Annotated in this window: 18 protein-coding genes; 8 read left to right on the forward strand and 10 right to left on the reverse strand. The window is 38.7% G+C overall.

Annotated elements, in window-relative coordinates:
* Positions 1-3: 3 nt before the first annotated feature.
* From C1A06_RS03430 to glsA, 5 genes are all read right to left on the reverse strand, one after another.
* Positions 4-1,398 carry a TolC family protein gene (locus tag C1A06_RS03430; protein WP_101688821.1) on the reverse strand — a complete coding sequence of 465 codons (1,395 nt, stop codon included), beginning with the start codon at positions 1,396-1,398 and terminating at the stop codon, positions 4-6.
* A gap of 168 nt (positions 1,399-1,566) precedes the next feature.
* A complete protein-coding gene (locus tag C1A06_RS03435) occupies positions 1,567-3,156 on the reverse strand; it encodes a sulfatase family protein (protein WP_101688822.1) in 1,590 nt (529 codons plus the stop codon).
* A 149-nt stretch (positions 3,157-3,305) separates the two neighbouring features.
* On the reverse strand, positions 3,306-3,893 hold the full coding sequence (locus C1A06_RS03440) for a Maf-like protein (RefSeq protein ID WP_101688823.1): 588 nt from the start codon (positions 3,891-3,893) through the stop codon (positions 3,306-3,308).
* The gene (glsB, locus tag C1A06_RS03445) at positions 3,890-4,945 is read right to left on the reverse strand and encodes a glycine N(alpha)-acyltransferase GlsB (protein ID WP_101688824.1); all 1,056 of its coding nucleotides are present in this window, start codon (positions 4,943-4,945) and stop codon (positions 3,890-3,892) included. The genes C1A06_RS03440 and glsB overlap by 4 nt, the downstream gene beginning before the upstream one ends.
* Before the next feature lie 5 nt (positions 4,946-4,950).
* Positions 4,951-5,784 (reverse strand): lyso-glycine lipid O-acyltransferase GlsA, encoded by an 834-nt coding sequence (gene glsA / locus C1A06_RS03450; protein ID WP_101688825.1) that lies wholly within the window; start codon positions 5,782-5,784, stop codon positions 4,951-4,953.
* Positions 5,785-5,972: 188 nt separating this feature from the next.
* Between glsA and C1A06_RS03455 the strand changes: the two genes are divergently transcribed.
* From C1A06_RS03455 to C1A06_RS03470, 4 genes are all read left to right on the forward strand, one after another.
* Positions 5,973-6,554 (forward strand): thermonuclease family protein, encoded by a 582-nt coding sequence (locus C1A06_RS03455; protein WP_101688826.1) that lies wholly within the window; start codon positions 5,973-5,975, stop codon positions 6,552-6,554.
* A gap of 2 nt (positions 6,555-6,556) precedes the next feature.
* Positions 6,557-7,939 carry an MFS transporter gene (locus tag C1A06_RS03460; protein WP_101688827.1) on the forward strand — a complete coding sequence of 461 codons (1,383 nt, stop codon included), beginning with the start codon at positions 6,557-6,559 and terminating at the stop codon, positions 7,937-7,939.
* Between the two features lie 222 nt (positions 7,940-8,161).
* Entirely contained in the window at positions 8,162-9,703 is a 1,542-nt protein-coding gene (locus C1A06_RS03465; protein WP_101688828.1) for a glycine--tRNA ligase, read from the forward strand.
* 11 nt (positions 9,704-9,714) lie between these two features.
* Entirely contained in the window at positions 9,715-10,398 is a 684-nt protein-coding gene (locus C1A06_RS03470) for an FKBP-type peptidyl-prolyl cis-trans isomerase (RefSeq protein WP_101688829.1), read from the forward strand.
* Between the two features lie 133 nt (positions 10,399-10,531).
* Here C1A06_RS03470 and guaB read toward each other — a convergent pair whose 3' ends face one another.
* The 4 genes from guaB to C1A06_RS03490 form a co-directional block, all read right to left on the reverse strand.
* Positions 10,532-12,004: an IMP dehydrogenase gene (gene guaB / locus C1A06_RS03475; RefSeq protein WP_101688830.1), complete on the reverse strand. Its 1,473-nt coding sequence runs from the start codon at positions 12,002-12,004 to the stop codon at positions 10,532-10,534.
* 105 nt (positions 12,005-12,109) lie between these two features.
* The gene (locus C1A06_RS03480) at positions 12,110-15,031 is read right to left on the reverse strand and encodes a calcium-translocating P-type ATPase, PMCA-type (protein WP_101688831.1); all 2,922 of its coding nucleotides are present in this window, start codon (positions 15,029-15,031) and stop codon (positions 12,110-12,112) included.
* Positions 15,032-15,188: 157 nt separating this feature from the next.
* Positions 15,189-15,581 carry a hypothetical protein gene (locus C1A06_RS03485; protein ID WP_145996331.1) on the reverse strand — a complete coding sequence of 131 codons (393 nt, stop codon included), beginning with the start codon at positions 15,579-15,581 and terminating at the stop codon, positions 15,189-15,191.
* A 297-nt stretch (positions 15,582-15,878) separates the two neighbouring features.
* Positions 15,879-16,715 carry an outer membrane protein assembly factor BamD gene (locus tag C1A06_RS03490; protein WP_145996332.1) on the reverse strand — a complete coding sequence of 279 codons (837 nt, stop codon included), beginning with the start codon at positions 16,713-16,715 and terminating at the stop codon, positions 15,879-15,881.
* Between the two features lie 177 nt (positions 16,716-16,892).
* On the opposite strand from C1A06_RS03490, the gene C1A06_RS03495 reads away from it, so the two are divergent.
* The 4 genes from C1A06_RS03495 to C1A06_RS03510 all read left to right on the forward strand — a co-directional run bounded on the left by C1A06_RS03495 (position 16,893) and on the right by C1A06_RS03510 (position 19,673).
* Positions 16,893-18,326 (forward strand): CCA tRNA nucleotidyltransferase, encoded by a 1,434-nt coding sequence (locus C1A06_RS03495; protein WP_101688834.1) that lies wholly within the window; start codon positions 16,893-16,895, stop codon positions 18,324-18,326.
* A 7-nt stretch (positions 18,327-18,333) separates the two neighbouring features.
* The gene (locus C1A06_RS03500) at positions 18,334-18,834 is read left to right on the forward strand and encodes a dihydrofolate reductase (protein WP_101688835.1); all 501 of its coding nucleotides are present in this window, start codon (positions 18,334-18,336) and stop codon (positions 18,832-18,834) included.
* Between the two features lie 82 nt (positions 18,835-18,916).
* Positions 18,917-19,072: a 50S ribosomal protein L34 gene (gene rpmH / locus C1A06_RS03505; RefSeq protein WP_101688836.1), complete on the forward strand. Its 156-nt coding sequence runs from the start codon at positions 18,917-18,919 to the stop codon at positions 19,070-19,072.
* 97 nt (positions 19,073-19,169) lie between these two features.
* Positions 19,170-19,673: a CvpA family protein gene (locus tag C1A06_RS03510; protein ID WP_101688837.1), complete on the forward strand. Its 504-nt coding sequence runs from the start codon at positions 19,170-19,172 to the stop codon at positions 19,671-19,673.
* Positions 19,674-19,700: 27 nt separating this feature from the next.
* Here C1A06_RS03510 and coaA read toward each other — a convergent pair whose 3' ends face one another.
* Positions 19,701-20,639, reverse strand: coding sequence for a type I pantothenate kinase (coaA, locus tag C1A06_RS03515; protein WP_101688838.1), 939 nt, complete (start codon positions 20,637-20,639; stop codon positions 19,701-19,703).
* Positions 20,640-20,851 lie beyond the last annotated feature (212 nt).

Raw genomic sequence — 20,851 nt, forward strand, 5'->3', positions numbered from 1 at the left:
AGATTATTTTAATTTACGTCCCAATGCTTTATCCAAGTATAGGCGACAAAGTTTAACATCTATTTGTGCATCAATCAAATCTGCATGAGCGGCTATCCATGCTGTATGTGCTTGCATGGCATCTAGGGCTGATATTACTCCCTCTTCGAAACCAGCATTGGCATAGCGAAGATTTTCGTCTGCTGTTTCGCAATTCTTTTGTGCCGATTTCAGCTTTTTATTGGCTTCTGCCAGTTTATAATTTGATTGAGTTATCTGTAATTTGATTTTCTCGCGGGCTTCTTCCAGCTCAAACTGCTTGATACGTGTTTGGGCTTTAGCTGCTTTTAGCTTTGCAGAACTTGATATGAAGTTTAGCGGAACTTTTACTTGTACAGCTACATTCCACATGCCTCCAAACTCGTATTTCAGGCCATCAGCACCATTCGGATTCATCCAATTATAACCAACGGCAATTCCGGCAGTCGGTAGAAACTCGGAGCGGGCAATAGCTTCTTGCTTCTTATATATTTGGGTTGCCAAACTCAGACTTCGTATTTCCGACCGATTGCTGATAGCTTCTTCTTGGTTGATTGTCAAATCGTATGCTGATGCATCGGGCAGCGATTCGATATTTTCATCGGCAAGTGTTATATTGTCACTGATTTCTAATCCACATAGTTGTGCGAGAGCCATTTTCGCTAAGCTTACGCCATTATTCGCTCTGGTCAGAGTCATTTCTGCTTCATTGAGGCGTACATTTACGTTTAGTTTGTCAGCTTTTGTTGCCAGTCCTTCTTTTTCTAGTTCGTTGATATCCGAACTCATTTGGCTGATAACGTCTAGGTACGATTTTGCCAATTTCTGTTTGTTGACCAATGAAACAACTTGCCAATAGCCTTCGTCTACCTCAACAATGATGTCCGAAGCTTTTGTCTCGTTCATTGTTTTTGCAAGTTCTTCGGCATAAGCTCGAAGGTCGTTGTAGGCTACGATCTTACCTCCTGCAAATATGGGTTGAGTCAGTGTAAAGCCACCCATCCAAATATCGCTAAGGCTTATTTTACCTGCATTGTATAATGCTCCTTGAATTTTTGGATCAACAGGAATATTGATCGGACCTAATCCCGGTATAGTTAGTGATAGCTCGCTAGGTATAGATGATTTACCTATCAAGTGGATATCTTTGCTAAGATGCATATAGGTTCCCGAAGCTGATAGCTTGGGAAAAAAATTCATAAAAGCTTCACGCTTTTGATAATATGCTACGCGCTCTTGTTCGGATGCGGCTTTCAACGATTTATTATTCTCAATAGCTAACTGACGGCATTCGTCGAGTGTCAAGAGTTGCTGAGCTATTGATATTTGTGTGCATATAGCAAAAAATACAATTGATGCTAGTAGAGTCTTTTTAAACATAAACAATAAATTAAAGATTGCATCGACAACTATTCTGCAAAGATATACAATTTTTTCACACAAAATATAAACAGAATAAAAGAACTAACTTGTTTTATTGTCTGTATAGATTTTATGATAAAAATGTGAGTGTCTAACTTGTGATATATTGCTTGCTATTTGTTTTCGTTACTCGTCTACATTCAATTTCTCTCTGTAGTTTTTGAGTCGCATTAGCATGTCGTCGGTTATTTCTTCGTATCCGGCTTTTCCGTATAGATTATTCAGTTCATTCGGATCTGTTTGCAGGTCAAACAATTCATACGAATCGATTTTATCCGGTTCATCTTCTTCTGTACCATTATAGAAATGGATAAGTTTATAACGATCTGTTCTTACGCCATCATGTCTATGAACCATATGGACAGCAGGATAATCATAATAGTGATAATAGATGTCATCTCTCCAATCGGCAGGCTGCGTTCCGTCCAATAAAGGTAGTAACGAGCGTCCGCTCATCTCCGCGGGTTTCGCTACGCCGGCTATATCGAGATAGGTAGGTGCAAAGTCGATATTCTGGGACAGTGATTTTGTCGATTTTCCTTCCTTGATATCAGGATGATAGATGATTAATGGCGTTCTGAATGATTCTTCATACATGAAACGTTTATCGAACCAGCCATGCTCGCCCATATAGAAGCCCTGATCGGAAGTATAGACAATAACGGTATTTTCCATTAAGTTCTCTTTTTCGAGGTATTCGATCAAACGGCCAATTTCGTCATCAATAGATTTGATGCAACGTAAATAATCTTTGATGTATTCCTGATATTTCCATTTTTTCAATTCTTCACAGCTAAGATTCTTTGCTACGAAATCTTCTTGACGAGACGAGTAAGCCTTTCGCCAAGCAGCAAGCTGATCCGGAGTCATCCGCGATAGCAAATTAGTGAGTGTAGAAGCGTTTATTTCTTTATTGTATTTTGGGTCTTCAAGTAAATTTTCGAGTTTCAGGTCGTAAATCAGATTCATATCCTTATCTATTTGCATTTCTTGTTTCGATGCAGCTTCGCGTGTGCTGTAGTCGTCGTCGAAAGTATCAGGATATGGGAATTCAATATCGTTGTAAAGTGTCAGGTATTTTTCTTCGGGCTTCCAGTTGCGATGCGGTGCTTTGTGATGTACAAACATGGCAAAAGGTTTATTTGTATCTCTATTCTCCAGAAATTCGATGGCATGATCGGTTATCAGTGTTGTAGCATAACCTTCTTCTCGGATGTATTTTCCGTTTGAAGTCTCTGTCTTGAATTCAGGATTGTAATAATTGCCTTGATCCCAAAGTACAGAGTAATGATCGAAACCTTTAGGCTCGCACTGCATATGCCATTTTCCGAATATACCTGTTTCGTAACCATTTTCTTGTAATATTTCGGAAACGAATGTTTTGGTCGAATCGATACCTGCACCCAAGCGGCGTTGTCCGTTCTGGTGGCTATATAATCCGGTCATAAGGCAAGCTCGACTTGGTGTGGAAAGCGAATTCTCAACAAAAGCTTGTTGGAATAGCATGCCTTTGTTGGCTAATTTATCAAGATTTGGAGTGGGTGCTAATTTAGATAATGGATGCCTATATGCGCTGATGGTCTGATAAGAATGATCATCAGTCATGATGTGTATAATGTTTAGCTTCTTATTGTCTTGTTCTTTCTGTGTAGATGAGCATGACCCGAAAAATACTAATGGGACGATTGCTAAGCTGGATAGAGTTGCGTTTTTCATTCTTTGTTGAGTCTTTAATTAAGTAGTTAAAGATACATTAAAGATATTAAAAGTAAAAGGCTGTGATTGTATAATAGATCGTAAAAAAAGAGAATCTAGTCAGGTTACTGTGAATAGATTCTCTGCGATATATTAAGAATTGTAATGTCTTAAAACCTCTTTAGTTCCTGATAAAGCCGTTGGACAGGTAAGCCCATAATATTGAAATATGATCCTGAAATATACTCGACAGCTACATAACCTATCCACTCCTGAATACCATATGAGCCTGCTTTATCCAAAGGTTTGTATTTCGAAACGTAGTAGTTGATCTCTTCGTCATCAAGCTTCGCAAATCGAACTTCACTTTCCACTTTGAATGCGCATTGTTTCTCCTTCGTCGTTATACATACTCCAGTTGCCACTATATGTGTATTTCCCGATAGCTGACGAAGCATCTGTCGAGCTTCTTCTTCAGTTTTGGGCTTGCCGTATACCACATCGTTAAGAACGACAACTGTATCGGCTGTGATCAGCAGAGTATCGTCTTGCATTAGTTGCTCGTAGGCTGCTGCCTTGGCTTTAGCTATGTATAGAGATACATCGGTCTTTTGTATTGAGTCGGGATACGACTCGTCTACATTCGGAATCGTTTTGATTTTGTAGTTAATGTCTAAGCCCGATAGCAATTCTTTCCTACGAGGTGAATTCGAGGCAAGAATAATTTTATATTTAGATATATTCTGGAGAAAACTCACTTTTGCTGACGTTTATTTTGGATCCAGAATGTCTCTTTCGGAGTAGTAGGCTCTTCCTCTGGTTTGCTCCAGTTCCAATTAATTTTTTGACGAAGTCGTTTCAGTAAACGTTTCGATGGTTTATCATTCAGATACGATTCGATATGACGTTTTTTCTTCTCTTCAAGAATTTCTTCCATCGCGATAAGAATACCGGTCTCTTCGACGTTACCAAATTCATCGTTAACACCCGTACCGAACACTCTCATTTGAGGCGATAAGCTCATATAGGCGTTTACTAGTGGGGGGATGTTCAAGTCAAGCTTGCGAACCGATGTGTTTAGTATTTTGTAGTCTTCGCGGAATGTTTCGCCGTGGAATATTCGTGCTAGCTTTTTCTTTTCGGTTTGTATCTCTAGCGGATTCTTCGGAGTAACCAAGCGGTCGGGATCCGGAAAATATTTGTTGAGGAAGTAAAGAATCATATCACGAGCTTCCACGTTGTAGGTGTCATACATAGTCATTTTTCCGAAGAAATACTTCATCGAAGGATCTGCTACCCACAATGCTCCTAATCCGTCCCAAAGATTATCGAGTGCAAAAATGCCTTTAGTTCCCGATCGTGTAGATTGATATTCAAGTGTAACGAACGAACGTCCCAACTCGAATGTGTAAGGCAGATATTCGTCGATGAATTTTTTTGAGAAGTTGAATAGATGCGATGTCGCCAGATAAGGCTCTCCGGTCTCTTCGTCGAAAGTGATATCGGGTCCGCAGATGAATCGATATCCACCGATTATTTTTTCTTCCTCGGGATTCCATACAATCAGCTGTTTGTACGGATTGTCCATCGTGTCATACTCGTCTATATCGACAGGTTTACCGGTACCTCCACCATAAAATCGGAATGCTTCTTCGCGAAGACGGCCAATCTCTTGCATGACATTCGGAGAATTGTCGTGCGTTATGATGTATATTTCGTTGTTTGCGCGATTGGTACGGCGCAAAAATTTATCGGGTGTAAGTTCTGCCATCAACACCTTCGGGTCGATAGGCGCTAAAATCTTTTCCATACGATTTATTTTATCATTTTGCTCAAAGAGTACGATTTTTCTTTCATGTACTCAGCCCACTGCATAGCATTCTTCGATTTATCGAAAAATGTATAAGGGATTGGCTCGCCAAACACAATATTGAATGTCTTGCTCTTGTTCTTAAACATTTCGTCAGGTAAAAATACCATTTCTATATTAAATTTCAAGCCGATGGCCTTACGTATATTTGCAAATCTATAAAAGAAATTTGAATTTGTACCATCAAAATAGATAGGGACTATATCTCTTTTAGATTCTATTGCCTTCTGGATGAAATTTTTTTTCCACTCCAAGTCTCGTATTTGGCCTTTTTGTTTTCGCGAACATAGTCCGGCAGGAAAGGTTATGATCTGATTATCGGAGTCGAAAGCGTTGTTAATTTTTTCAACTATTTCTTTCGATTGTTTACCTATTTTGTTAATTGGTAAAAAAATGGATTGTAAGTTACGGATATTCAGCAGAAGATCATTTACCTGATAACGTATTTTTTTGTCGTATTTAGTTCCTATAATTGCCGATAAGCAGATGCCGTCTAGTCCGCCTAGTGGATGGTTGGATGCAAAAAGAAAACGGCCTTCATTCGGAATGTTTTCCAATCCGATTACATTCAACTTCAGGTCAAAATAATCGACTACGGAGGTCATAAAATCAACACCATCGCAGTCGGCATAACGGTCGAGTATATCGTTGAGCTCGTCAACGTGAACTTTACGTTTCAGGTAATTGATCGCAAAACGAGGAGTTTTCTTGTATACTCCCGGTGCTTTACTTTCGAATATCTTGTCGAGATCGATAAACTGAGGTTTGGTATTACTCATACATTTTCATTGAATGCTATAATACAAAGTTAATGCTTTCTCGTTACATTATAATCTAGTTGCGATCTATGTAGCAGATAAAAGTGTTGAATTATCGGAAAAAATGTAAAAAAATGTCATCGAGTTTGCACGTGTGATTAAGAAATCGGATGTTTTCACGAATTCTAAAACAATGATTACATTTGTGTATGAGTAAAAAGAGAAAATACGTGAAGAAAAAGAACAATACCCTTGTAAATGTATTATTGATTGGCTTGATTTTGGTCGTTACTTACTTTGGAGGAGGCGAGGATCTGATTAAAAATAAAAAATCGGAGCCTAAAGTAGAGCAAGATCAAACAGTAGAGATAGGTAAGCCAAAGAATATTATTAGAGGGTTTATTAAACACGTGTCGGATGGTGATACGGTTATCCTGGAGGATGAGGATGGTAAAGAGCAAAAAATCCGTCTGGATGGAATCGATGCACCCGAGATGGGACAGAGTTATGGGCAAGAGTCTAAAGCTTTTCTCGAAAGTTTGGTGTTGAATAAACGTGTCGAAGTAAAAAAGATAGGTGTAGATCAGTATAATAGAGTACTTGGAGTGCTATTCCTTGAAGGGAAAGATATAAATAAGGCAATGCTTGAAAATGGAATGGCTTGGCAATACAAGTATAATAAAGATCAGTCTTATAACGATTTGATGGATAAGGCCAGACGTGAAAAAATAAATATTTGGAGTGATCCAAATGCTCAAAATCCTCATACATGGCGAAAGGAGAATAAATAATTATGACAAACGGCAAAACTACAAATATTGGTGCTTTACTCTTTATTATCTGCTTAGGTTCAGCTATTGTACCTTTTATGGGGTCGGCTCTGAATCTGGCTTTGCCGTATATTAATCGCGATTTGTCGCTTGATGCAGTTGTGTCGGGATGGGTTCCGGCTGCTTTTCTGTTATCGACAGCTATTCTGCAAATCCCGAGTGCCCGTATAGCAGATATGATCGGACGACGAAAAGTTTTTATTGCCGGAGTTGTTGTGACGGCCATTTTTACTTTTATGAGTGCTTTGGCTACATCCGGAGCAGCTTTGATTATATATCGTTTCCTTACGGGAGTGGGGTGCGCTCTGATGTTTGGTACCAGTACGGCAATACTTACATCATCAGTTCCAGCCGAGAAACGAGGTATGGCATTGGGTATTAATACTTCCGTTATCTATTTTTCTACAGCCGTTGGTCCATTTTTGGGTGGTATTATAACTCAATATTTGAGGTGGAACACGGTGTTTTATATCACAACATTATTGTGTGTGTTGGTATTGGTCGGAAGCTTTCTTTTCATAAAAGATGATTGGAAAGAAGAGGAGAAAAGCAAATTCGATCTCGTAGGCTCCATATTATTTGCGATAGGACTTTCGTCTCTGATATACGGATTTACACAACTTCCTGAAATGGCGGGTATAGTTTGCGTTTTGGTTGGGTGTATATTCCTGCTTATCTTCGGAATGTATGAGAAGAAACAACGCTTTCCGGTTTTCAATGTTCAGCTTTTTCTTCAGAATAGGGTTTTTCGTTTGTCATCCATCTCGGCGCTGATTAATTATTCGGCAACTTATGCTATATCATTTATGTTGAGTCTGTATCTGCAATATGTACGAGGATTGTCGCCACGCGATGCCGGTTTAATACTCGTTATTCAGTCAGTAGCTCAGGCTATTGCTACACTTCGTTCGGGACGATTGTCTGATAGGATGTCGGCTACATTTCTCGCGACTTTGGGAATGGCTATTATAGCTGTAGGGCTTCTTGGTTTATGTTTTCTTGGCGAAACGACCAATTACATTTACTTAGCTGTCTTGTTACTGCTGTTGGGCATAGGCTTTGGCATATTCTCATCTCCAAATATGAATATTGTGATGAGTTCGGTTGAACAAAAGCACTTTGGATTAGCCTCGGCTACAGTTGGTACTATGCGTTTGACCGGCCAGTCGTTCAGCATGGGGGTTGCAATTATGTCGATATCTCTTATTATCGGTAGCGTAGAATTATCGTCAGCCCTCAGCGATAAGTTTATAATTTGTATGCGTGTTACTTTTGCCGTATTCTTCTTCCTATGTCTGGTGGGCGTTTATACTTCGTCGGTAAGGAATAAAAAGAAGATTGCTTAAGTTTATCTATACAATAAGATGATTGGACAAAGATATTCCGATGAAAAGGATTGCAGAAAGATAGTGGAATGTGTATACAAGTGTTACTTTTTAACAATTAAGAAATCTTTAGACTAATAAATGATGCATTTATCAGTTTTTAAGCGATTGCCTGTCTTTTATATAGAAAAAAAACACTTACTTTGTCCTGCTTAATGAATTAAAGGTAAATTATATAAGTAAATTATGTCTGAGGATATTTTCAAAAAATTGATTTCGCACTGTAAAGAGTATGGTTTTGTATTTCCTTCGAGCGAAATCTATGATGGTTTAGGGGCTGTATACGATTACGGCCAGATGGGTGTTGAGTTGAAAAACAACATCAAAAAATATTGGTGGGATAGTATGGTACTACTTAACGATAATGTTGTAGGTATCGACTCGGCAATATTTATGCATCCTACTATTTGGAAAGCCTCGGGTCACGTTGATGCTTTCAACGATCCGTTGATAGATAACAAAGACAGTAAAAAACGTTATCGTGCCGATGTATTGATCGAAGATCATTTGGCTAAGATAGACGACAAAATAAACAAAGAAGTAGAAAAAGCAGCCAAGCGTTTCGGCGAAAGTTTTGACGAAGCTATGTATCGTCAGACAAATCCTCGCGTGATGGAATATCAGGCTAATCGCGATGCCATTCATACACGTTTTGCAAAGGCATTGAATGATAATAATCTGGTCGAATTACGTGATATTATCATCGACTGCGAGATCGTATGTCCAATCAGTGGTACTCGCAATTGGACAGATGTTCGCCAATTCAACTTGATGTTCTCTACCGAAATGGGTTCTACGGCTGATGGAGCGATGAAAGTATATCTTCGTCCTGAGACTGCTCAAGGTATTTTTGTAAACTACCTGAATGTGCAAAAAACAGGTCGTATGAAAATTCCATTTGGTATTGCTCAGATCGGTAAAGCTTTCCGTAACGAGATAGTTGCGCGTCAGTTTATTTTCCGTATGCGTGAGTTCGAACAAATGGAGATGCAATTCTTTGTTCGTCCGGGTGAAGAATTGGAATGGTTCGAAAAATGGAAAGCTGTTCGTATGAAATGGCACAAAGCTCTTGGTTTTGGCGATGCTAAATATCGTTTCCACGATCATGATAAATTGGCTCACTATGCAAATGCGGCTACTGATATCGAATTCGAGATGCCGTTTGGCTTCAAAGAAGTAGAAGGTATCCATTCACGTACAGATTTCGACTTGTCGCAGCATGAAAAATTCTCAGGTAAGAAACTTCAATATTTCGATCCGGAATTGAACAAGTCATATACTCCGTATGTAGTTGAAACTTCGATCGGAGTAGACCGTATGTTCTTGTCTACAATGGCTGGTTCGTTCTGCGAAGAAACTCTTGAAAACGGAGAGACTCGTGTTGTATTGAAATTGCCTGTACCGCTAGCTCCAATCAAGTTAGCTGTATTGCCTTTGGTTAAGAAAGATGGTCTTCCAGAAAAAGCAGAAGCAATCATAAATGACCTGAAATTTGATTTCAAATGTCAATATGACGAGAAAGACAGTATTGGTAAACGTTACCGCCGTCAGGATGCTATTGGTACTCCTTTCTGTGTGACTGTTGATCATCAGACTTTAGAAGATAATACAGTTACAATTCGTTATCGCGACACAATGGAGCAAGAACGAGTTGCTATTGATCAATTGAATGCTATCATTTCGGAAAAAGTAAGCATGAAAAGCTTGTTTAAAAAACTAAGCTAAAATATATAATTATGATAAATAAAAAACTAAGCCTTTTAGTTAGCTTAATACTAGGTGTTTCTTTGAGTCTCTTTGTCTCTTGTGGAGATGATGATGACAAATACGATGTGAAAATAAATGAAGTTTGGAAAAACTTTAATGATAGTTTATTCTACGTTCATGAGGATAGTCTTGTGAGTAGAGGAGGAGAATACATTAAACTTCCGTGTTTGACGGGCAATGGTGATGTGTATTACAAACGTTCGTCGGATATTAAACCTGCTGACTTAGATCGTCTGAAGAATGAAATAAGACCTAAGGTAAATGCTGAAGGTAATCCGCAATTTACGGATAGTGTTGATATCCGTTATATGGGTTGGTATTACACAAAAAATACTGAAGGCGAATTGAAACGCATAACTTTTGATGGTACAGAAATAGAAGGTTCAGGAAAAGCTAGTAAAGGATTTCAGATTAAAGATCTTACTCGTGGCTTTGCTACGATGCTTCAATTTATGGATATTAAAGATCTGAATCAGGTACAAGTAGTAATACCATATAATTTGGCTTATGGAGAGTCTGCTAAAACAGATGCTAATGGGAATGTTACAATACCTGGCTATACTACCTTATATTTCAATATTCTATTGGAAAAGATTATTCCTTTGAATCCAGATGAATATCCAAATGTGGATTTAGGTGGATTGGACAAATAAAGTATAGCTTTTTATATATAATGAAATGGACTTATTCGAAAGAATAAGTCCATTTTTATTTTTTTATTTTATCTATCAATAAAGAAGGGTTGCCTTTTGGACAACCCTATCTTTTGTATAATATTTTGCAGTGTTAACCTCTGCTGTAGTTAGGAGCTTCGCTTGTTATAGTGACATCATGTGGATGGTTTTCTACTACACCAGCCGAAGTAATGCGAGTGAACTTAGCATTGTGCAATTGCTCGATATTATGAGCACCACAATATCCCATTCCTGCGCGAAGTCCACCAAGCATTTGGTAAACAACTTCGAAAAGCGATCCTTTAAATGCTACACGTGCAGCAATTCCTTCCGGAACAAGTTTCTTGATATCTGCTTCCATATCTTGGAAATAACGGTCTTTCGATCCTTTTTCCATAGCTTCGAGCGATCCCATTCCGCGATATGATTTGTACTTACGTCCGTTGAAAATGATTGTTTCGCCTGGTGATTCTTCTACTCCTGCAAACATCGATCCCATCATAACGCAGTTGCCTCCGGCAGCTAGAGCTTTTACTATATCGCCTGAGTAGCGTAATCCACCATCTGCAATAAGAGGAACTCCTGTACCTTCGAGTGCTTTTGCCACATCGTAAATAGCTGATAGCTGAGGAACACCTACACCTGCAACAACACGTGTCGTACAGATTGATCCCGGACCGATACCGACTTTTACACCATCTGCGCCAGCATCAACCAGATATTTAGCTGCAGCTCCGGTTGCTATATTACCAACGATAACGTCGATAGCAGGGAATTGAGTTTTTACTCGTTTCAACGTATCTACTACACCTTGCGAGTGTCCGTGAGCTGTATCAATAACGATAGCATCAACTCCGGCTTCTACCAATGCGCTTACACGTTCAAGCGTATCGCTCGTAACACCTACTCCGGCAGCTACGCGCAAGCGACCTTTTTCGTCTTTGCTTGCAAAGGGTTTGTCTTTCGCTTTGGTGATGTCTTTGTATGTTACTAATCCTACCAGACGATAGTCTGAATCTACTACTGGTAGTTTTTCTATTTTATGAAGTTGTAATATATCAGCTGCCGATTCCAAGTCTGTCGACTGTTGTGTAGTGATCAGGTTTTCCTTAGTCATTACATCATCAATCAGTTTGTTCATATCGCGTTCGAAACGCAAGTCACGATTTGTAACGATACCTACAAGCTTGTTGCTAGTATCTACAACAGGAATACCACCGATTTTGTATTCGGCCATCAAAGCTAGCGCATCTCTAACAGTCTTATCGCGAAGTATGCTGATCGGATTCGATATCATACCGTTTTCGGCACGTTTTACGAATCGAACTTGCTGAGCTTGTTCCTCGATAGTCATGTTTTTGTGGATAACACCAATACCACCTTCGCGGGCAATAGCTATTGCCAGTTTTGCTTCGGTAACAGTATCCATTGCTGCCGACACAAAAGGGATATTAAGCTTGATGTTGCGTGAGAACTTTGTCGAAAGATCGACGTTGCGTGGAAGGACATCTGAATAAGCGGGTATCAACAGTACATCGTCGAATGTTAACCCATCTAAAACTACTTTATCTGCAATAAACGACATAGGGTAAAAATTTTATTGCACGCAAATTTACAACTTTTTTGCGAGATATCAGTAATCTTCTTAAATTTTATACAAAAATCCTTCCACGATTATCTTTAATGTCAGTTACTTCCTCTTGATGAATCGTAATATTTCGCCGACCCACAGCACTACCGAAGTTCCGGCAATTATTGTCAACCAATCTTGCCATGTCAGTGGCATTGTGCGGAATACTTCGCCTCCAAAAGTTACGATGATGAATTGTCCGACAAGTATAATTAAAGCGACTAATTCGAATCCGAAACTTTTGTTGATTCCTGCAAATGCCGATTTCTTAGTTAGGAAAGCTTTTGCATTGAATAGGTTCCAGAATTGGAACATTACAAATACAGTGAAGAAATAAGATAAGAAATAGTCTTGTCTCAATTCAGGTGTAATGTAATGGAAGAACGAATCAAGATGTATCTGATTGTTGAAATACATCATCATTGAAAGGAGTAAAACAACACAACTGATTCCCGCAAAGATAATTAGCTTGCCCATTAGCGGGGTGATGATAAATGCATCATTCATCCGAGGACGATCGCGCATTACATTCGGATCAGGCGGAAGTGAGGCTAATGCTCCGGCTGCAAATGTATCCATGATGAGGTTAACCCATAACATCTGTGTAACAGTCAATGGTAGTTCATGTCCAAATATTGATCCTAAGAATACTACTAATAAGGCAGCTAAATTGATCGTCAGCTGGAATATGATAAATCGTTGGATATTTCGATACAATGAACGTCCCCACATAACAGCTGTTGCAATGCTGCTAAATGAGTCGTCAAGTAGTGTGATATCGCTGGCTTCTTTTGCAACTGAGGTTCCGCTGCCCATAGACAAGCCAACATCGGCATAGTTTAAGGCAGGGGCATCGTTCGTTCCGTCGCCTGTAACTGCTACAACTTCGCCACGCTCTTTTAGTAGGTATACTAAGCGTTGTTTGTCAGCAGGTCTTGCGCGGCACATTATTTTGAGATCTTTTACGCGATCTAAAGCTTCTTCGTCTGTCAGTGCTTCGAAATCAACACCTGATATAATGTTTCTATCGGTGTCTTTTTCTCTATCCCAGATGCCGATTTGGCTACCTATTTCTTTGGCTGTACCATATGTATCGCCAGTGACAATTTTAACCTGAATTCCGGCCTGAGTACACTCTTTTACAGCATTAGGTACATCGGGGCGTACTGGATCTGAGATGGCTGCGATTCCGATGAAGACCAGATTCTCCTGAGCTACAATTTCTACGGCGTCAGTTTCATTCTGCTCTAGTATTTTATAAGCAAAGCCTAGAGTTCTCATGGCCTTATTTTGATATTGTAGCAGTTTTTCGTTGATCTTATCTTTATATTGTGTTATTGGTTCTTCGCCTGATTTGTCAAGTATGGTCTTGCATTTCTGCATGATCACCTCAGGTGCTCCCTTTATATAGATGACTCTTTTGCCATCCAATGCATGAGATTGTACTATTGTTGCCATGAACTTCCTCTCGGTAGAGAAAGGTATCTGCGACTCAATAGGGGCTTCTTCTCGGTATTTTAAAAAATCTATGTCGTTTTTGTCTAACCAAAGTAATAAAGCTCCTTCGGTAGGGTTGCCAATAACTGTAGCTTTTTCTGTATTAGATTTGTCGAGGAATGCAGTCGAATTGACAGCTATACTTTCTACTATTGTTTGGCTGATAGTACTGTTGTCTATTTGTTGGTTATCTAAGCTGAAGAAATCTGTCTCGTGGATTTGCATCTGATTCTGAGTCAGCGTACCGGTTTTGTCGGTGCAAATAACTGTCGTAGCTCCCATGGTTTCGCATGCATGCATCTTGCGGACAAGGTTGTTCATCTTTAACATTCTTCTCATGCTAAGAGCTAAGCTGAGAGTTACGCTCATTGGTAATCCTTCAGGAACAGCAACTACAACTAAGGTTACGGCCACCATAAAGTATTGAAGGATATGACCTGCTACTTCAATGCTGATCCACGATTCGCTTTGAGTTGGGTCTACGCCAAATAGCATTCCGGCTCCTATAATTATTGCAGATACTAATGCTCCTATTACGATCCATAAAAACCAACTCCATTTAGTAATTAGTTTGGGGATTTCTTTTTTCTTCCCAACTAGTTCCAAGCCGCCATATGTAATAGGTATCCACATTTTGGATAAAGCTATGACCATTCCGATCAGCACTGCTCCTAATGTCCCAAGCTGCACGAGTGAAATTTGTATTTCTGGATTTAGTAAGACGTTCTTTATGAATAAGACACTAAATGTTAGTACAGCCAGCGAAAGTCCTACTATTCCGATAAATTTCGAAAGGCTATCTAGTTGTCTGTTTAGAGGTGTTTGTTTTTCAACTTTCTCTGTCGATTTTTGAGCTACTTTGCCAAATTCGGTTGCATCACCTACTTTCTGTACGCAAAATACGGCATGTCCATTGATAACTTTTGTGCTCCTCAGAACTGCATTCGAAGGATATGTAACTCCATCTTCGAAGTGCTCGGGATCTGTAGTTTTGTCAATGCTAGGCTCCCCGGTTAGTGTTGATTCGTCTATTTGTAGTGAAACCGCTTCAGTTAATTCTCCATCAGCAGGAACTTCGTCGCCAGTTTCGAGGATGACGATGTCTCCTACGACAATATCTTTTTTTGGTACTTGAACGATATTCCCATTGCGTTTTACGACTACAAGATCTTCATCGTTGATTTGGTTTAGTACGTCGAATTTCTTGTTTGCGTCCATCTCGAACCAGAAGGCTACGCCGGTTGCGAGGAAGATGGCACAGAATATACCTATTGTTTCGGCATATTCGTTATGTATTATTGATATTCCTAAAGACAGAAATGCTGCAATGAGCAATATACGGATAATAGGATCTTCAAATTTTTCTAGAAATAACTTCCATAGGGGAGTTTTGACCGGAGGTGTGATAAGGTTGTCTCCATGTAGTTTTCGGCTTTCTAAAACTTGTTCGTCTGTCAGCCCATTATAGTCTTTCTTGTTGTTCATTAAATGTTATAAATGTTGGATGTATAAAACTTGCAATAAAGATACAAATTAACAGAATAACAAGCATCACGGTTTTGAGAAAGCTATTAATTTTTGGTTAAGAAAAAAGGCTCTGCTGTTGCAGAACCTTTTTTCTTTGTGTAGTAGTGTTGTTGTGTTAGCGTGCTTGTATATCTTGTACTAATTTATTTATCCATTCAGAGTTGTTGGTGTCCCATTTACTTTTAACGATCTGTACAAGTTCATTGTTTTGATTGTACAAGTATTCAGTTTTTAAGTTTTGTATCCAACCGATTGAACTATCCCAACGATAGATTACAGTGCCTAATCGTCTACCATCTACTCCTGTCATGTATACTGTTCTAGTTTCAAGTTCTCCTGTTTTTTCGTCGCTAGTTATGTATACTTTTGTTTCGATCCCATTGTCATCGATGTTTACACTATAAGGAGTGTTTGCGTGGTTGGAAGTCTTGTTGTCCTTATTTACACTAAAAACGTTAGTTGTAAATGAAATAAGTGTAATTGTTAGAATTAATGTTAGCTTTTTCATGACCTTATGTATTAAAAATCCTTTTTTTTGTCTTTTTTCTATTTTGCTATCTTGTTTTGTTAGACGATACAAAGGTATGCATTTGTCATATTGAAAGCAATATCTATCAATATGGTATTTTATGGTTTATTTCTGAGCTGCTTATGCATATACTTGATAATCAATTATCAATGGCTGTATTTTGTCTTTTCATTGTAAAATAATTAACAGTAAAGTGTAAATAATTAATATTTATTAACAATAAAAAGGTAGTAGGTGCTACCTTTTTGATATAGTTCTATGTTTGATGTGATTTGACTATTTGATAGAATCTTTGCTCGATTTGAGGTCTAGGTTGTAATTTCTGAAAGCAGCTTTCTCTTTTTCCGTAACTAAACTGTCTTTCGTTAGTATTGCTTTGGAAAGGTTTATTGATTTGATGATTGCTTTTTGGCTAGATTTCGGTAATGTATATTGGTAGGTTTGTTTGCCGGTCAGTTTTACTTGTATGTTCTTTTCTTGATTTTCGACAAGGAATTCGGTAATACCATTATTTGTAGCAGATGTAATAGTCATAACTTCATAATTTTTACCAAGATTGGAAAATCTGAAATTAAATCCATCTCCCGTTATGGGTAACGATTCGACGCTGCTCGCATCTTTAGCAGAAAACCCCAATCGGTCGTGCGATTGTTTGGGACCTACGAAGTAGCTTTCGATGCGAAACTCTCCATTTGACATGACACGTGAGCGTAAAGAGGTTTGCGATACCATCCCGTTTGTCCAACTTTCGCGGGGTATAAACGAGATTGTAGAGGAGTTTTCGTCTTTTTGTTCTTCGGTGATAAATCCGTTTTTTATTGAATCTACTTTAACTTGGTAGAAAACCAGAAGTGAATCACAAGTTTTTATAATATAGTCGTTCTCGGCACGACGTATCGTGTCAAGAAGCGCCATGGCTGATAAGCGCTCGTTCAGTGCTTTCGGATAAAGAATTTCAAGACTGTCCAGATGGCCTTTGGCTCGTGCGAAATCTTGTTCGTTGAGGGATGCTCGTGCGTCGTTCAATCGTTCTATTGCTCCATTGTCTTTCGACGAACAAGAAAACAATAGTGCGCAAAGGGCTAAAATAGATAAGATGGTATTCTTTTTCATAACATTACAATATCTCTGTTTTATTTATTTTAGAATTATAAACTATAGCTTTGAGCTTTTTGTTCTATTTTTGCAGCAACATTTTGTTTCATAAGTCGCTGGTAAAAGCTCGAGCCTAATATAATAAGGTAAAAGTAAGGCTTTTTCTTGTAAGACTTACTTAATAATAATAAAGAAATGTATATAGACCGCGAGGATTTGATTGAAAAATTCTCAGATAAAATATTTACGACTATAGGTGATGTAGCTGACGAGCTTGGACTTGAATGTTATGTTATTGGTGGTTATGTGCGCGATATTTTTTTGCATCGTCCATCTAAGGATATCGATATAGTGACGGTTGGGCGTGGCGTAGAGCTTGCAGAAGCTGTTGCCCGAAAATTGGGACCGAAGACGTCTTTGTCGGTGTTTCGCAATTTTGGAACTGCCCAAATAAAGCATAAAGGTCTCGAGGTGGAGTTTGTAGGAGCTCGTAAAGAGTCATATCAGCGAGACTCGCGTAAGCCTATTGTTGAGGATGGTACGTTGGAGGATGATCAGAATAGACGTGATTTTACAATCAATGCTTTGGCTGTTTGTATCAATAAAAATCGCTTTGGGGAATTGCTAGATCCATTTGGTGGATTGAATGATATGGAGAATTTGCTAATCAGAACTCCTCTCGATCCGGATATAACTTTTAGTGATGATCCTTTGCGGATGATGCGTGCTATACGTTTTTCGTCGCAGTTGGGATTTGATATAGATGCTGATGCTTTCGATGCGATAAGCCGCAATAAAGATCGTATTAAGATTGTATCGGCAGAGCGTATTATCGACGAATTGAATAAAATTGTTTTATCGCCAAAGCCATCGGTAGGTTTTAAACAGTTGGAGATGACTGGTCTTTTGTCGATTATATTTCCTGAATTGGTAGCACTTAAAGGGGTTGAAACTAAAGACGGGGTAGGTCATAAAGACAATTTCTATCATACATTGGCAGTGTTGGATAATATATCCCGAAAAACCGATGACTTGTGGTTGAGATGGTCGGCTATCTTGCATGATATTGCTAAACCTGCGACGAAGCGTTGGGATAAGCGTTTGGGATGGACTTTCCATAATCATAATTTTATAGGAGAGAAAATGGTTCCCAAGATATTCAATAGACTGAAGCTGCCATTAAACGAAAAGATGAAGTATGTGCAAAAAATGGTAACATTGCATATGCGCCCGCAAGTTCTGGTAGACGAGGATATTACAGATTCGGCGGTTCGGCGGCTGCTTTTCGAGGCAGGTGATGATATTGAAGATCTGATGACTTTGTGTGAGGCTGATATAACTTCGAAAAATCCGGCAAAAGTACAGCGTTATTTGAATAACTTCGGATTGGTTCGTCAGAAGTTGAAAGAGATTGAAGAGAAAGATCATGTGCGTAATTTTGAGCCACCAATTGGGGGTGAAGAGATTATGAAAATGTTTGATCTTATGCCAAGTCGCGAAGTAGGTGTTTTGAAAGCAGCAATAAAAGACGCAATTCTTGATGGGAAAATTCCGAATGAATACAAAGCTGCGTATGAATATTTAATAACAGAAGCGGCAAAGCTAGGTTTGTCAGTTCGTAATAAATAGAAATATTATGACAAAAATTTCAATAATCGTCGCAGCAGACGAAAATAATGCTATAGGTAAGGATAATGAATTATTGTGTTATTTGCCGAATGATTTGAAGCATTTCAAGGCAGTAACAAGTGGACATACAGTAGTGATGGGTCGCAAAACATTCGAATCGCTTCCCAAAGGGGCTTTGCCTAATAGACGTAATATTGTAATTACGAGAAATAAAGATTTGAGCTTTGCTAATTGCGAGATGGCATCTTCGTTGGAGGAAGCTATCGGAATGTGCAATAATGAGGATGAAATCTTTATTATTGGAGGGGGCAATGTGTATAGTCAGTCTATTTCTTTGGCCGATAGTTTGTATTTGACCCGTATTCACGCTAGATTTGAAGGAGTTGATACATACTTTCCGCAGATCGATGAAAAGTGCTGGAAAGAAGTTGAACGCGAAGATCACACAGCCGATGAAAAGCACCAATTTGCATATAGTTTCTTGAAATTTGAGAAAATAAAAGCTTAATAGTCTTGCATTTCTAAATAATAAGCTTTATTTTTGCAACCCGAAATTGTAGATAATAATAACGAAATAATATATAATAGCGATGAAAAGAACTTTTCAACCATCTAACAGAAAAAGAGTAAACAAGCACGGATTCCGTTCGCGTATGGCTACAGCTAACGGTCGTAGAGTATTAGCGGCTCGTAGAGCTAAAGGCAGAAAAAGTCTAACTGTTTCTTGCGAAAACCACGGAAAATAATAGCCGGTAATACGGTACTTTTGCTATAATAATAAAAGGTGAGGATTGTAAAATTCTTACCTTTGTTATTTTATGTATATACCAAACTCTACTGATTATGCATTGGTTTGATATAACTGTCTTTGTTTTGGCTGCTGTAAGTGTTATTTATGGTTTCACTTCTGGCCTCATTATGCAATTGGCTTTACTGATTGGAATTGTCCTTGGTGGAATGTTTTCAGGCTTGGTTGCGGATAAGATATATCCATTTATGGAGAAATATTTGCAATTGGAACCTCATATAATGGCTCCAGCCTCATATGTGCTGGCTTTTATATTGATCATGATTGTGATTAGTCTGTTGGGAACTATGTTGCAATCTGTATTGAAAGCTATTAAGCTGAATTTTCTTAACCGCTTAAGCGGTGCTGCTTTTTGCTTGACTTTTGTGCTGTTTATTCTTAGTATCTGTCTGAATTTACTTGTTGAGTTCGATCGAAATAAATCAATATTGAGTGACGAGGTGCGGGTTGATAGTCACACGTTTTCTATTGTTAGAAGTGTGGCTCCTACGATAGTGCCTTATCTTCGTTTCGATTGGCTAGATGATGCTGAAAAGTAAGATTAAATGAATTGATGAGGAATAACTTTATTTCCTTAACCGTACATAATCTACGCTATGATTTTCAGACTTGTGAAGAATGAAGCTTGCACGCTCACGTGTAGGTAATATGTTGCGTCGTAAGTTTTTACGATTTATTTCTCTCCAGATTGTTCTAGCTGTTTTTACTGCCGAATCGAAAGGTAGGAGTGAGTAATTGTAAAAGTACGATTGCTCGTCTTTGAATGCTCCTTCGCGGAATTTCATAAAACGGGATATATACCACTTCTCTAGAAGAGATTCTTCGGCATCTACATAGATCGAAAAGTCCAGATAATCGGAAACGAATTGGCGGGGTTTCTCGCTTGGATAATCCATTCCGCTTTGAAGGACGTTTAGGCCTTCGAGAATCAAAATATCCGGTTGAGTAATAGTTTCTGCTTCATCGGGTATGATGTCGTATATAAGATGCGAATATTTAGGTGCATTAACCACCTCTTTGCCCGACTTTATATCGACAACAAATTCAAGAAGTTTCCGGATATCATAGGATTGAGGGAAGCCTTTTTTGAGCATAATGCCCTTTTCCTCTAAAATTGCATTTGGATAAAGGAACCCGTCAGTCGTTACTAGCGAAACTTTAGTATGTTCGGGCCAACGACTCAATAAAGCTTGTAGTACACGTGCTGTAGTGCTCTTTCCTACAGATACGCTGCCTGCAATTCCTATGATAAAAGGTATTTTCTGTGACTTTGCATTCAAAAACTTCAAGAGAGCTGTTTGACGTCCGATGCGTGCTTTTACATAATAGTTGAGGAGACGCGAAAGCGGAAGATAAATTTCTTCAATTTCCTGAATCGATAACTCATCGTCGATACCTTTCAGTCTTTGAACCTCGTTCTCGGTAAGAGTCATCGGTTCCGAATCGCGTAAAGCAGCCCATTGATCGCGAGTAAAACACATGTATGGGCTTGAAGGGGTATTCATTGGCCTGTATAATGTTATTCGATGCAAAAGTAGGTTGAAAAAGTGAGTTAAAAAATATTTAAACCTTTTTTTTCGAAGTGTTGTAAATATTACTTTTTATTTCTAATTTAGGTGTATGAGAAACTCTGCTGATGCTCAGGTATATAGTAGAGTTACTCTGATCGACTATTAGGTCAGACTTCTCAGCCTTAAAAGATTAGATTGGCAGATCC

Origin of the sequence: Dysgonomonas massiliensis, assembly GCF_900240225.1 — a bacterium.
In the GTDB taxonomy this organism is placed as follows: domain Bacteria; phylum Bacteroidota; class Bacteroidia; order Bacteroidales; family Dysgonomonadaceae; genus Dysgonomonas; species Dysgonomonas massiliensis.